This is a genomic window from Celeribacter sp. (assembly GCF_048266405.1).
Lineage (GTDB): Bacteria > Pseudomonadota > Alphaproteobacteria > Rhodobacterales > Rhodobacteraceae > Celeribacter.
Genome location: NZ_JBLWZO010000001.1, coordinates 331,588 through 344,379 on the forward strand (window position 1 = coordinate 331,588; position 12,792 = coordinate 344,379).

Consider the following 12,792-nt stretch of genomic DNA (forward strand, 5'->3'; position numbering starts at 1 on the left):
GAATGATCCTAATCTGACACGCGATCTTCAGACTAAATCAGGCACCATGAGGCAAGAGCAGCGAGGCATCCCCGTAGGAAAAGAAGCGGTATTTCTCGGCCACCGCGTGATCATATATCCTGCGCATAGGCTCGACGCCCATCAGGGCGGACACCAACATCAGCAGCGTCGATTTGGGCAGGTGAAAGTTGGTCATCAGCGCATCAGTCACAGCAAACTCGAAACCGGGTTTGATGAAAATATCGGTCTCCCCCAGAAAGGCCGCGATGGCCCCTGTCTCGCGCGCGGCACTCTCGATCAGGCGTAGCGCGGTCGTGCCCACGGGGATCACGCGCCCGCCCGCAGCTTTGGTCGCGGCAATCTCGGCGGCGGCTTCGGGTGTCACCTCGCCCCATTCGGCGTGCATCTTGTGGTCATCCACATTGTCCACTTTGACAGGCAGGAACGTCCCCGCCCCCACATGCAGCGTCACATGGGTGATCTCGACGCCCTTGGCCGCCAAAGCCGCGAGAAGCGCCTCATCGAAATGCAACGAGGCGGTCGGGGCTGCGACAGCCCCGAGATTGCGAGCCCAGACGGTTTGGTAGTCTTCCTTGTCCTGCGCATCGGCCTTGCGCTTGGCCTCAATATAGGGAGGCAAGGGCATGGAGCCTGCGGCGTTGAGTGCGCGGTCGAAATCCTCACCCGTCAGGTTAAAGGCGACATAGGCGGCCCCGTCCTCCTTGGCGGTGAGTGTCGCGGACAGGTCGTCGGAAAAGCGGATGACCTCGCCCTCTTTGACCTTTTTGAGCGGCTTGATCAGCGCGCGCCAGACGCCGCCGTCGGCCTGTGGCTCCAACAATGTGACTTCGATCTTGGCCTCTTGGTAGCCCTGAGCGGTGTCACGCCCGCGTTTGCCCGTCAGACGCGCAGGCAACACTTTGGTATCGTTGAGCACAAGGCGGTCGCCCGCACGAAACCAGTCCACCAGATCAGTCACAACGCCATCGGTGATCGTCTCGGGCGTGGCCACCAAAAGACGCGCAGACGAGCGCGGTTTGGCGGGACGCGTGGCAATCAAGGCCTCGGGAAGGTCAAAGTCGAAGTCAGATAGTTTCATGTCCATACCCTTGTCTGCGCGATGATCTGCGCTTCGAAATCGCTCATTGTGTCGTGCTGTGTCTTAGTCGTCGACCGTCGGCGCACCGCGCGTGCGGAAAATGCCGCGCAAGGCCCCCGGCGTCAGGATCGACAGCGGGTTCACCCCGATCTTGGGATCATCCGAAGCCCCTGTGAGCGTAAAGTTAAAACCAAACAACCCTTCGCCCTTTTTAGCCACGATTTGCCCCAATCCGTTGAGGAAATAGACAGGAGACACCACGCCTTGCAAGTCCATTGTCGACGCGGTGGTGTCATAGGTGCCATCGAGCGAAATGCCAAGGGACGGTCCCTCCGCAGAGGCGCTATGGATCAGGACGCGGCCGGGTTTGATGGTGAACTTCGCCTCGGAATGAGTGAACAAGATCCCCTCCCCGCCAATCATTTGTTCAAGCAGCCCAATAACAGAAATCAACGACAGCAATTCCGCCAATTCTGGAGCCGATTGAGCCCGAATATTGGTGATGGTCGCGCTTCCCGCATAGCTGTCCTTTTCGGGCAGGCTTTCGAGGATCATGGTCAATTCGCCACCCGCCCCCTTCTCCAACAGCCCTGCGGCTTGCACCGCGAGGCCTGCGTTTTTGGAGGTGAGCGTCACTGTTGGCCCATAGCGCCCTGGCTCAATCGCCCCAGATACCGCCGCCTTACCGTTGAGCTGCCCCGCATAGGTTCCGCGCAAGCCGCCCGATTGTGACAGTTTGGCCGACACACCCGTGAGACGCTGACCGTCAGTGACGCGTAGGGTATCCAGAACGGCCACAATAGGTCCGCCATTGCCCGATCCCCCTGCACCCGTCCCGCCAAAAGTGGCGCGGCGCAGATCAAGCGATCCGCCCGAAATTTCAATTCCCACAGGTTTCCCTGCGCCACGCCCGACAAGCGTCGCGCTGACATCAAGCCAGTTGCCGAGCTTGACCCGCTCAAACCGCAAACGATCCAACCCGCCACCACGTTGCAGTTTGACCGTTCCCCCCGTGGCCGCAAGCCCTGCCGCCTCTACCGAAAGCGCCGTAACCTCGGGCACATCTCCTGCCGTCCCTTCGACGCGCAAGCTGCCTGTTTGCCCTGCCGATTTGCGCCATCCAAGCGGCGCAATGGATAGCCCCGCCCCTTTGAGATCAGAGGTCAGCACAAAGGCGGGTGGTTGCCCTTTGCGCAGCGCCACGGTCATATCCGCCACCGCAGCGCCCGTCACGGAGCCCTTGGGCAGCGCGATTTTAAAGGTGTCGAGGAAGGCTTGATCGAGTGTCGCGCGTCCCGAAATGTAGGATTTTCCCGCATGTTCAGCGCCGAAATCCTTGCGCCATTGGCCGTCAAAGCGCGCCGTGTCGATTTGGGTTGGTCCCTTGATCGTCAGGCCCGTGCCATCCACCGCCAAGTCCAGTGCCTCGGCTTTCAAAGTCTGCCCCGGCATCAGTTTCGTAGACACCACATCGTACATGGTCCCCGTCAGGGTAAACTCCACATCCTCCATCAACACCTTTTTCTTGAGCGGAAAGGCGATTTGCCCCTGTAACTGCGAGCGCCCCTGCGCCACGTCGGGGCCGAAACTGGCGCCCCGCAGAATGGAAAACGGCTTTTGCGCCATCAAGGAAAGTGCCGCCTCAATGGGTGATGCGGTTTCAAGACCGACAGTCATCGTCGCGGGAAGCTGTGTGATGTCGGGGATGTGCATCACCGTGCCCGCCACCGCAATATCTCCCCCTTGAGGGGCCGCAATCACACCGCCATCAACGGCAAAGGTCATCTCGTTATGGGAGATGGTGCCGTAGCCCGACCCGCCTGTCACAGGGGGCAACCCTTTGATAAAAGTCACAGTCGAGTCTTCAAGTCTCCAATCCAGATAGGCATCCGGCAAAGAGCGTTCAGGCGAGAAGCGCAGCGCGAGATCAAGACCGTCAAACCGCGCCTTGGTCATATTCTGAACGAACCAATCGCGGGTCTTGACGATGGCCCCTTGAGGCCAGAGCGCCAACAGATCGTCGATTGTCAGGCTGTCGACATGGGCATCCAACCCCGCGTGCCACCCATCCTCAAGTGCACGCGCCGATCCTGCCCCACGCAGCCACACATCACCGTGTCGCAGGGCCACTTGACCGATGTTTGCCTCAAACGGGGTCGAGGAAAACGACAGATCGACAGACCCTTCGTCAAAGCGCAGCGGCTCGGCAAACATCCCCTCAGGGGAGACGACCAATTCATCGACCTGCAATTGCCCGACAAAGCGCTGTGGCCAGTTCCCCGCAAACTCGCGCAATAGCATCGCCCCGTGTCCTTTGAAATTCAACGCGTCGGTGGCAACCGAAAGCTCGGCAAACTCGATCCGTTCCGCGTCAGGATCATAGTTAAAATACCCTTTGGCCCCGTCAAACGTCAGCGGCGTGGCCCCTGCACCACCGCGAAATTCGCCCGCACCGATCTCCAGAGCGCCTGAATAGGAGGCCAGCACGCCAGAGCCGTCGATCTTGGCCCGCATAGAGGCGGACACTGGCGCATTGACTAGTGACAAAAACGACAGGGCGGGCGATTGCAGCGCGAAATCCTGAGTTGGAGCGTCGGTCATTTGCAATGCAATGGTCGAGGCCAGTGACCCTTTGCGCGATTGGAACTGGAACCGCACAGAGGCAAGGTCTTCGGTGCCGTTGAACAGGTCGAAATCCAAAGCGATATCAATAGCGGAATCGCTATTTTTGAGCGTAACGATGGCATCAGTGGCCTGCCAGATACGTCCTGTGCGGGCGTCCTCCAAAGTGACGGTAATGTCGCGCGCTTCCACCGTGGACACCTCCGAGAGAGGCTCTTTGGCAAAGACTGCATCGATATTTTCCAACACTTCGGCGGCCGATCCAACAGCCGCCCCTGCCCCGCCAAAGGCCAGAGCGAAGGTGCCATCGACCGAGCGACGCACCGTGATCTGCGCCCCTGACATACGCAGGGTGTTCGGGGTGAAATCCCCCGCCATCACGCCCTCTTTGGTCAGAACCGCGCGCAGCGAATTGAGACGCGCCAGTTCCGCGCCAGAGCCATCGACAATGCCCACATGGCGGGCGGTGATGCGCGGCACATAGTATTCATCGACGCGCACCACCAGTTGGCCGATGGACACCTTAGCCCCACCGAGATCACGGTTCACTCGCGCCTCAACCTTTTCCGTCAGAGCCGCAGGAACGATCAACTCGCGTTCGGTCAGAGACAGGATGACAAGCCCCAAGGCCACGGCAATGATGGTCAGGCCACTGAACATCCAGACAAAAAAGCGGAAAGCATGCTTGCGCTTGCGCCCTCTGGGACGCACAGGCGTATCGTCCACACCGGCCCCGAGGGGCGGCGTGGGAGACGGGGCGTCCGTCTTCGCCTTGGCTGTGTCGTCCGGTGCGTCACTCATAGTGTTGGAACTGATCGCTCCCTTACCTTACTCAATCCTGACAGTTTCAGGATTTGGCGCACAGGATGTGTCGCGCATGGTTTCATCTTGTCTGATCTGCGCATAAAACTAAACCTCAACAGCAAGCAACGCCAAACAGATCAAAAGAGAAAGAAAACGACATGTTGGAGACAGGCCAAACCGCCCCCGATTTCACTTTGCCTCGCGATGGTGGCGAAAACGTCACCCTTTCCGACCTGCGCGGCCAAAAGGTCGTCTTATATTTCTACCCCAAAGACAATACCCCCGGCTGCACCACAGAGGCCTTGGACTTCACGGCGCTCAAAGACGCGTTCGCGGCGGCGGGGACACTGGTGTTTGGCATCTCCAAAGACAGCGTCAAGAAACACGAAAACTTTTGCGCCAAGCATGAATTGGGCATTCCCCTGCTCTCGGACGCGGAGGGAACTGTGTGCGAGGATTACGGCGTTTGGGCCGAGAAACAAATGTATGGCAAGACGTTTTGGGGTATTGTGCGAACAACCTATCTCATTGACGAGGAAGGAAAAGTTGCGCAGGTTTGGCCCAAGGTCAAAGTGGCCGATCACGCGGCTCAGGTTCTTGCGGCGGTGCAGGCATGACCTCCACACACTCGCTGACACTGGCGCAAATGGCCGACGAAGTCTTGCGCACAGCCGATGGGCGCGAAAAGACCGCACTGGCGCATAAACACGCCGCAGCTTGGCGGGCATCCCGCGACGGGGGCACGCCCATCGAGATCGGCACCGCCACCCCGCCGATGCAGCCCGCACGCCCCGACGCGCCCGCGCTTTTGGACCCGCGCGATGTGCCAAAGCGCAAACCCGGCACGCCCGAGGGGCGGCTCGCCATCCTACACGCCATCGCCCATATCGAACTGAACGCGGTCGATCTGCATTGGGATCTCATCGCGCGGTTCACCCATGTGCCCTTTCCCATTGGGTTCTACGATGACTGGGTGAAATCCGCCGACGAGGAGGCCAAGCATTTCAACCTGATCTGTGATCGGCTTGAAGCACTTGGTTCCCACTACGGCGCCCTGCCCGCTCACGCAGGTATGTGGCGGGCGGCGGAAGACACCGCCGAGGACATCATGGGGCGCTTGGCCGTGGTTCCAATGGTGCTTGAGGCCCGTGGCCTCGACGTAACACCGGGGATGATCCAGATATTCAAACAAGCCAAGGATGCCGAGACTGTGGCTGCAATGGACGTGATCTATAACGAGGAGGTCGCGCATGTGGCCTATGGGTCCAAGTGGTTCCATTTTCTGTGCGGGCGCGAGAACCTTGATCCCAAAGAAACATTCCACGACCTTGTGCAGACCTATTTTCACTCGACCCTACGCCCGCCGTTTAATGAGGAAAAACGCGCCGAAGCGGGACTTCCGCCCGACTTTTACTGGCCCTTGGCCAATGCCTGACGCCCTGTTCGGCGCAAAAATATGGACGCAGCGCAAGGGGACAGGAAAGAAGTCAGCATGATCTGGGCGAAGATCACGCCCTACCCACAACATCTGCTATAAGCCACCTCAATCAACACAATTGCGCGGCCTAATTAGGCAGAAAACCGCCCAATCATAGGCACTTCCGCCCTGTTCTTATTTAAATCGCCTTAAGCCGTTGCTCCAATCGGTTTCGTTTTGTAAGGACTTTAGTAACCGATCCGCTGAACCGCAGGATCGGACGGGATGGACCTGAGGACGGTTGAAAACAGACATGATTAGACAGCTCAATCACATGCTTGAGCGCCGCTTGCCTGAAAAACGGGTATTTCTGCGCTCTGAAAATGACACACGCTTTCTGCGCCTGTCGCCTCTCACGCAATTAGCTGTCCTATGCGGCACCTCCATCACCATCATCTGGATGACCGTCGCCACCTCAATTATTCTCATGGATGCCATCGGATCGGGCAATTTGCGCCAACAGGCCAACCGCGATCTGGTTCTCTTTGAAACCCGCCTGAGCCAGTTGGCCGAAGAACGCGACACCCGTGCCGCCGAAGCCGCCGCCGCACAGGCCCGTTTCAACACCGCCCTCGAACAGGTCTCTGTCATGCAATCGCAACTCTTGGCCTCACAAGAGCGCTTGCGTGAACTGGAAACGGGTATTGATGTCACGCAGGCCAATCTGCGCGAAGCCCTCAAAATGCGCGATGAGGCCCTTGAGGCACAAGAGCTGCTCACCGCCCAGTTGAACGGCGACGCCGTCGGCTCCACAGGCGTAACAGTCCAGGACGTGGAAGCCACCGTGGATGTGCTTGCCTCCGCGCTCAGCGCCACTGCCGCAGAGCGTGACGAAGTGGTGATTGACGCCCATCAGGCCATCACCCAAGCCAAGACCCTTCAGGTCGAATTGAAAATGATGGAAGAGAAGAACGATCGCATTTTCTCCCAACTCGAAGACGCGATGACACTCTCAGTGGCCCCACTGGACAAGATGTTCCGCAACGCGGGCCTGTCCACCGACAGCCTCATCAAAACAGTGCGCAGCGCCTATTCCGGCCAAGGTGGCCCGCTCACACCGATCACATTCTCGACCAAAGGCGGCATGCCCGATACGGACAGCACCCGCGCCAACGAATTGCTCGACAAAATGGATCGCCTGAACCTCTATCGCATCGCCGCCCAAAAAGCGCCCTTTGCGCTGCCGTTGAAATCGAGCTTCCGCTACACCTCCGGATTTGGCCAACGTTGGGGCCGTATGCATAAGGGAACGGACTTCGCGTCAAGCTACGGCACACCGATTTACGCGACCGCAGATGGCGTCGTTACCTTTGCCGGTTGGCAATCAGGTTACGGTCGTCTTGTGAAGATCCAGCACGAATTTGGCATTGAAACCCGCTATGCCCACCAATCAAAACTTCTCGTGAAAGTTGGCCAAAGGGTCTCGCGCGGGGAGCAAATTGGTGCTATGGGAAACTCTGGTCATTCCACTGGCACCCACTTGCACTATGAGATCCGGGTCAATGGAAAGGCTGTTAATCCGATGACTTACATTAAGGCTGCCAACGATGTTTTCTAAAAGCAGAATCAATGAACCTGGCCCTAAACAGGGCGAAGGTGACACAAAACTCGACACATCTGCGGGAAAAACCGCAGCGACGAGTGCCAAGCAGGCAGTTCCAGATTATGCGGCCTCCGCCGCGGCGAAGCCCAAGGCCGCCACGTCTGTGCTGTCCACCGACCTGACAATCACCGGTAACCTCAAAACCACTGGTGATATTCAGATCGAAGGCACTGTTGAAGGTGACATCCGCGCCCATCTCCTCACCGTTGGCGAAAACGCCACCATCCGGGGCGAAGTGGTGGCCGATGATGTTGTGGTCAATGGCCGTGTGATCGGTCGTGTACGTGGCTTGAAAGTCCGCCTGACCTCCACCGCAAAGGTAGAGGGTGACATCATCCACAAGACCATCGCGATTGAGAGCGGCGCACATTTCGAGGGCTCCGTCCAACGTGCAGACGATCCGCTCAACAACGGCTCCAAGCCTTCTATTCCTGCGACGCCCGCAGCGGCACCGACCTCGTCGGCCGCAGCCTCGGCAGCAACAGCCGCAAAGAAAGCTGAAAAAGGCTCGTAAGCTTTTCTCTAGCGACAAGGATTTCAAGGCGGCTCCTCGGGGTCGCCTTTTTCCTTGCCCGCACGTGTCCTCGCTCTGCCCTTCTCCACCATACATTTGCGCAAAGGATCACACCCCGTGATCGCACATATGACGGGAATGCGATTGTCTCACGCCCCGCACTGAGGCTAAGTGTAGGTCTGACTTAGAAAGATTCCCAATGACCCTTGCCTCCTCTCCCGATACCCTTGCCTCTGGAAATATGCGCGGTGCCGCCTTGATGGTTGCGGCGATGGTCCTGTTTGCGCTTGAGGACACATTGCTCAAAGATGTGGCCACACGGCTGCCTGTGGGCGAAGTGATGATGATCTTTGGCATCGGTGGCATGGCGGTGTTTGCAGGGTTGATCAAGCAGCGCAACGAGCGCCTGCTGCATCCCGCCCTTTGGTCACGGGTGATGCTGATCCGCACCCTGTTCGAGATCATGGGCCGCGTCTTTTTCACGCTATCGCTTGTCTACACCACGCTGTCATCAACCTCCGCCATTTTGCAAGCCACGCCCATCGTGGTGACGGCGGCAGGCGCTATCATCTGGCGTGCGCCCGTAGGGGCGCTGCGGTGGATGCTCATCATCTTGGGCTTCGTCGGGGTTCTGATGGTGCTACAGCCGACCTCAGGCGCCTTCTCCCCGCTGTCCATTCTGGCCGTCCTCGGGATGCTCGGCTTTGCAGGGCGCGATCTGGCCACCCGCGCCGCGCCGCCCGTGTTATCCTACGCGCAGCTTGGCCTCTATGGTTTCGCCGCGCTGGTTCTATCTGGCGCGGGTCTGTTGATCTGGGACGGTCCTGCTACCCTGCCCTCCGCGCTCGATCTTGCCGCCCTAAGCGGGGCAATTTTGGTCGGCGTTTCCGCCTACACCTGTCTCACCTTTGCGATGCGCATGGGCGAGCTGTCCGTGGTCACACCCTTTCGCTATTCCCGCCTGTTGTTCGGCATGGCCATGGGTATCTTGGCCTTTGGCGAACGGCCTGACACATGGGAGATTATCGGCGGCGTGGTGATCGTCATCGCAGGTCTGTCCATCATGCTGACCTCAAGCAAACGAAAGACCCCTGCCAACTAGATCAACGCGCGGCGGTACAGGTGCCATGTGGCATGGCCCAAGATCGGCAAGACCACCAACAGCCCCAAGAACAGCGGCACCATTGCGATCAGTGTCAGAACGGCGACCACAATCGCCCATGTCATCATCACAACGAAATTTGTCGTCACCACCTTGAACGACAAGAGCATCGCCGTGACGAAATCCACCTCTTTGTCGAGCAGGTGCGGCAGGCTTGTCACCGTCAGAGAGAACAACACAAAGGCCAATATGGCCCCGACGCCCAATTCCACCGCGATCATCGTCAGGCCAGAAGGCGTCAGAAATGCCTCATAGGACGTTGAAATATTGGTGAGGTTCGAGATGCCCATAAAGAGCGCGAAAATCATATGGGCGAGGAAAGACCAGAACAGCACATAGATGACAATGATCGCGCCCATCCACGGAATTTGGCGGTCCTTTTCGGCAATCACAATGCCAAGCACCTTGTACCAATCCATCGCCCCGCCCCGCTCCAATCGGCGTGAGACCTCATAGAGCCCCACCGCCGCAAAGGGCGCAAAGAGCGGGAAGCCCAAGGACATCGCAAAGGTCCACATCACCGTTCCCGCGTGGAACACGATAAAGCCCAACCCGATCAGCGCGTAGACGGCGGAAAAGAACAGGCCGAACTGTGGCGCACGTCGGAAATCCTGCCACCCGGCGACCAAGGCCGCCCGCAAATCCCGAAACTCAAGGCGTGCAACGTGCGGCAGCGGAGCGGCTGCCGCGTGTTCTGTGGTATCTGTCATATATCCTCCCTGCTGCGCCCGTCCCTTGAGGCGCAGTCATTTCGGGATAATCTGACGCGATTGCCCTACATGCTGTCAAGCACCACGCAATAAAGTTGTGCGTGCAACAAGCAGCCCTAGTTCTGGCCCGCGTTGGCTGTGAGCTGATAGCTCAACGGAACGAGGCTGACAGTCGCCGCGCGGTTGCCCAAGGCCCATTCGGCCAAGGCCTGAATGGTTTGAGGGGTCGAGCGTCCGAGTAGAACGATGCCATTGTCGATCCCTGCGCGGAAGGCAGCTTGATCAAGGAATCGCTTGATCGCGGCAACATCCTGTTCACGTCCATCAATGTCGCGGAACACCAAGGCAACGGGTTGATCCTCGCGCTTGGCCTCTTGTTCAAGCGAATTCAGACCACGGGGGAATGACACCAAACCGCGCCCGTTGGCGGCGGCAACGGCAACCACCTGAGCCGCGATCTGACGGCTGGCTTGATAACTGGCGGAAGGCACGTCGAGAAAACCGACAGACACGGGCATGATCTCTTCGGCCTGCGTCAAGGTTTGCGCCGCGTCTTGGGGCGTCGCACCTTCGGGAAGGCCCACCATTGCGAGAACTTCCAAGCCCTTCTCACGGTAGGACAACGCCCGTTCGCCCGCAGCGGGGGCCAGAACGTCGACCCCAAAGGTCACGGGGAACGGCAGCTTTGCAATAGCCGCATCATCAGGGCCAAGTTGCGCCACATCGACCAAGATCACCGACATCATCGGCCCTTCCACCTTGCCGTTGAAATCAGCGGAATAGGCGACGAGCGCGGGAAGGTCTTCGGCCATGATAACAGGGGGATCTTCGGCGTCCGTTTGGGGAGCAACTGACGGCAGTCGCGTGGAGAGGCGCGTGTCCTCGCGGTCGGTGAACGAGCCGACCTTATTGCCCAAGGTGGCATCGGCACTCTCGCCCAACATGGTATCAGAGGCGGCTCCGGGCATCTGCGGCTGTGTCGGCGCTGTATCCGTTCCCTCGGGAACCTCTGCAAGCTCGGGTTGGGTCTCTGGCGTCACCTTCGGCTCCGTGCTTGGCGCGGTAGCGGCACCTTCGGCCTGTGGCTCTTGCGCCTGCGGCGTCGGCAAAACGGGTGTCTCATCGGCCATGTGCGGCACGGCAAGAGCCTCGCCGTCAGGGGCATTTGGCGTGTCGGGCAATTCCATATCGGGCTGCGGAACTGGCGCGGCTGCATCCGTCTCGGTCTCGGCAATCACGTCACCCGCCATATCGGCGGCGGGTTCATCGGGTTGCGCCCCCGAACGGTCAGGCTCTGCGGCAGGCTGCGCCGCCGACATCTGTGGTGCGTCCACCTCGGCGGGAGCGGTCTCAACGCTTTCGGGTGCGGCATCATCCACCGCCTTTGGCATTGGCACGGAGACCTCAACAGGGCCAACAATCTCATTGGCAACGGTCAAGATACCGCCCCCAACGACGAGTCCCCAAATCAAACCAGTCAGAATACCGCGGCCCATATTTCGCGTGCTCCTTGCTCAAAACCGCGCTGCTGCGCGTGACATCCTCATTCACACCTATGTGCGATGTGCCTTTTTGTAGGAAGAATTCGGGTGAAACCCTTGACCCTACATCAGCCTTCGTGAACATGTATAACGCGCCTTTGAGGCGGGATCATCCCCCTTTGACGCACCCATTCCCAAAGCGCGACCAAAAGGCCGCGCAATATGATCAAAAGAGCGTAAAATGCTGCTACTCATCGATAATTACGACAGTTTCACCTACAATCTCGTCCACTATATTGGTGAATTGGGGTGGGACGCGAAAGTTGTGCGCAATGACGCGCTCGATGTGCAGCAAGCGATAGCCCTCAACCCGTCGGGCATTTTGCTCTCCCCTGGCCCCAAAACCCCTCTTGAAGCGGGCATTTGCGTCCCCCTCGTCCATGCCGCCGCAGAAACAGGCACGCCCTTGTTCGGCGTGTGCCTTGGCCATCAATCCATCGGCGCGGCCTTTGGCGGTAAGGTGGTGCGCTGCCATGAGATCGTGCATGGCAAGATGGGCGAGATCAAACACAACGGCCGCGGCGTTTTCGCGGGCCTGCCTTCACCTTTGAAAGGCACGCGCTACCACTCGCTTGTGGTCGATCGCGCCACCCTGCCCGACTGCTTGGAGATCACGGCAGAGTTGGAAGACGGCACGATTATGGGCCTCAAGCACAAAACCCTGCCCATCGAGGGCGTGCAGTTCCACCCCGAGAGCATCCGCTCCGAGCATGGCCACGACATGCTCAAGACATTTCTGGACCAGTTGAAAGAGGAAGAAGCGGCATGAGCGACGCGATGAAACCCCTGATTTTTGCCGCCTCCGAAGGCCCGTTGAGCCGCGCGCAGGCCGAAGACGCCTTTGAAATCCTGTTCAACGGCGAAGCAACCGCTGCGCAGATCGGCGGCTTCTTGATGGCGCTGCGTGCCCGCGGTGAGGCCGTGTCGGAATATGCCGCAGCCGCTAAGGTGATGCGCGACAAATGCATCCCCGTCTCCGCCCCTGCGGGTGCGATGGACATCGTAGGCACGGGTGGCGATGGACTGGGCACGCTCAACATCTCAACTGCCACCGCCTTTGTCGTGGCGGGCGCAGGCGTGACCGTGGCCAAACACGGCAACCGCAACCTCAGTTCGAAATCCGGTTCCGCCGACGCCATGTCGGTCAACGGTATTGATGTGATGGTGGACGCGGCCGTTGTCCAAAAAGCAATCAACGAAATCGGCATCGGTTTCATGATGGCCCCCATGCACCACCCCGCGATGAAATATGTCGGCCCT

The 12,792-nt window shown here is 59.1% G+C and carries 10 protein-coding genes and 1 pseudogene; 7 read left to right on the forward strand and 4 right to left on the reverse strand.

Going from position 1 to position 12,792, the window contains the following annotated elements; translation table 11 throughout:
- Positions 1–37: 37 nt before the first annotated feature.
- On the reverse strand, positions 38–1,099 hold the full coding sequence (queA, locus tag ACN0TS_RS01690) for a tRNA preQ1(34) S-adenosylmethionine ribosyltransferase-isomerase QueA (protein ID WP_417257581.1): 1,062 nt from the start codon (positions 1,097–1,099) through the stop codon (positions 38–40).
- 63 nt (positions 1,100–1,162) lie between these two features.
- The gene (locus ACN0TS_RS01695; protein WP_417257582.1) at positions 1,163–4,522 is read right to left on the reverse strand and encodes an AsmA-like C-terminal region-containing protein; all 3,360 of its coding nucleotides are present in this window, start codon (positions 4,520–4,522) and stop codon (positions 1,163–1,165) included.
- A 161-nt stretch (positions 4,523–4,683) separates the two neighbouring features.
- On the opposite strand from ACN0TS_RS01695, the gene bcp reads away from it, so the two are divergent.
- The 5 genes from bcp (at position 4,684) to ACN0TS_RS01720 (ending at position 9,221) form a co-directional block, all read left to right on the forward strand.
- Entirely contained in the window at positions 4,684–5,142 is a 459-nt protein-coding gene (bcp, locus tag ACN0TS_RS01700) for a thioredoxin-dependent thiol peroxidase (protein ID WP_417257583.1), read from the forward strand.
- Positions 5,139–5,960, forward strand: coding sequence for a ferritin-like domain-containing protein (locus ACN0TS_RS01705; RefSeq protein ID WP_417257584.1), 822 nt, complete (start codon positions 5,139–5,141; stop codon positions 5,958–5,960). Before bcp ends, ACN0TS_RS01705 begins: the two co-directional genes overlap by 4 nt.
- A gap of 283 nt (positions 5,961–6,243) precedes the next feature.
- Positions 6,244–7,560: a DUF5930 domain-containing protein gene (locus ACN0TS_RS01710; protein ID WP_417257585.1), complete on the forward strand. Its 1,317-nt coding sequence runs from the start codon at positions 6,244–6,246 to the stop codon at positions 7,558–7,560.
- Positions 7,550–8,119: a bactofilin family protein gene (locus tag ACN0TS_RS01715; RefSeq protein ID WP_417257586.1), complete on the forward strand. Its 570-nt coding sequence runs from the start codon at positions 7,550–7,552 to the stop codon at positions 8,117–8,119. Before ACN0TS_RS01710 ends, ACN0TS_RS01715 begins: the two co-directional genes overlap by 11 nt.
- Positions 8,120–8,318: 199 nt before the next feature.
- Complete coding sequence (locus ACN0TS_RS01720; RefSeq protein ID WP_417257587.1) at positions 8,319–9,221, forward strand: DMT family transporter; 903 nt, start codon at positions 8,319–8,321, stop codon at positions 9,219–9,221.
- Here the strand turns inward: ACN0TS_RS01720 and ACN0TS_RS01725 are convergent.
- Both ACN0TS_RS01725 and ACN0TS_RS01730 read right to left on the reverse strand, forming a co-directional pair.
- Positions 9,218–9,991, reverse strand: coding sequence for a DUF2189 domain-containing protein (locus tag ACN0TS_RS01725; protein ID WP_417257588.1), 774 nt, complete (start codon positions 9,989–9,991; stop codon positions 9,218–9,220). The genes ACN0TS_RS01720 and ACN0TS_RS01725 overlap by 4 nt on opposite strands.
- A 116-nt stretch (positions 9,992–10,107) precedes the next feature.
- A complete protein-coding gene (locus ACN0TS_RS01730) occupies positions 10,108–11,487 on the reverse strand; it encodes a divergent polysaccharide deacetylase family protein (RefSeq protein WP_417257589.1) in 1,380 nt (459 codons plus the stop codon).
- Positions 11,488–11,713: 226 nt separating this feature from the next.
- On the opposite strand from ACN0TS_RS01730, the gene ACN0TS_RS01735 reads away from it, so the two are divergent.
- Together ACN0TS_RS01735 and ACN0TS_RS01740 are read left to right on the forward strand one after the other, a co-directional pair.
- A complete protein-coding gene (locus ACN0TS_RS01735; protein ID WP_417257590.1) occupies positions 11,714–12,301 on the forward strand; it encodes an anthranilate synthase component II in 588 nt (195 codons plus the stop codon).
- Positions 12,298–12,792, forward strand: a pseudogene (locus ACN0TS_RS01740) (anthranilate phosphoribosyltransferase); the annotation flags it as partial. The gene ACN0TS_RS01735 and the pseudogene ACN0TS_RS01740, both read left to right, overlap by 4 nt.

Coding starts and splice junctions, on each gene's coding strand:
- ACN0TS_RS01715 (WP_417257586.1), top strand. CDS start 7,550: ATGTTTTCTAAAAGCAGAATCAATGAACCTGGCCCTAAACAGGGCGAA.
- ACN0TS_RS01735 (WP_417257590.1), top strand. CDS start 11,714: ATGCTGCTACTCATCGATAATTACGACAGTTTCACCTACAATCTCGTC.
- ACN0TS_RS01725 (WP_417257588.1), bottom strand. CDS start 9,991: ATGACAGATACCACAGAACACGCGGCAGCCGCTCCGCTGCCGCACGTT.
- ACN0TS_RS01720 (WP_417257587.1), top strand. CDS start 8,319: ATGACCCTTGCCTCCTCTCCCGATACCCTTGCCTCTGGAAATATGCGC.
- ACN0TS_RS01730 (WP_417257589.1), bottom strand. CDS start 11,487: ATGGGCCGCGGTATTCTGACTGGTTTGATTTGGGGACTCGTCGTTGGG.
- bcp (WP_417257583.1), top strand. CDS start 4,684: ATGTTGGAGACAGGCCAAACCGCCCCCGATTTCACTTTGCCTCGCGAT.
- queA (WP_417257581.1), bottom strand. CDS start 1,099: ATGAAACTATCTGACTTCGACTTTGACCTTCCCGAGGCCTTGATTGCC.
- ACN0TS_RS01695 (WP_417257582.1), bottom strand. CDS start 4,522: ATGAGTGACGCACCGGACGACACAGCCAAGGCGAAGACGGACGCCCCG.
- ACN0TS_RS01705 (WP_417257584.1), top strand. CDS start 5,139: ATGACCTCCACACACTCGCTGACACTGGCGCAAATGGCCGACGAAGTC.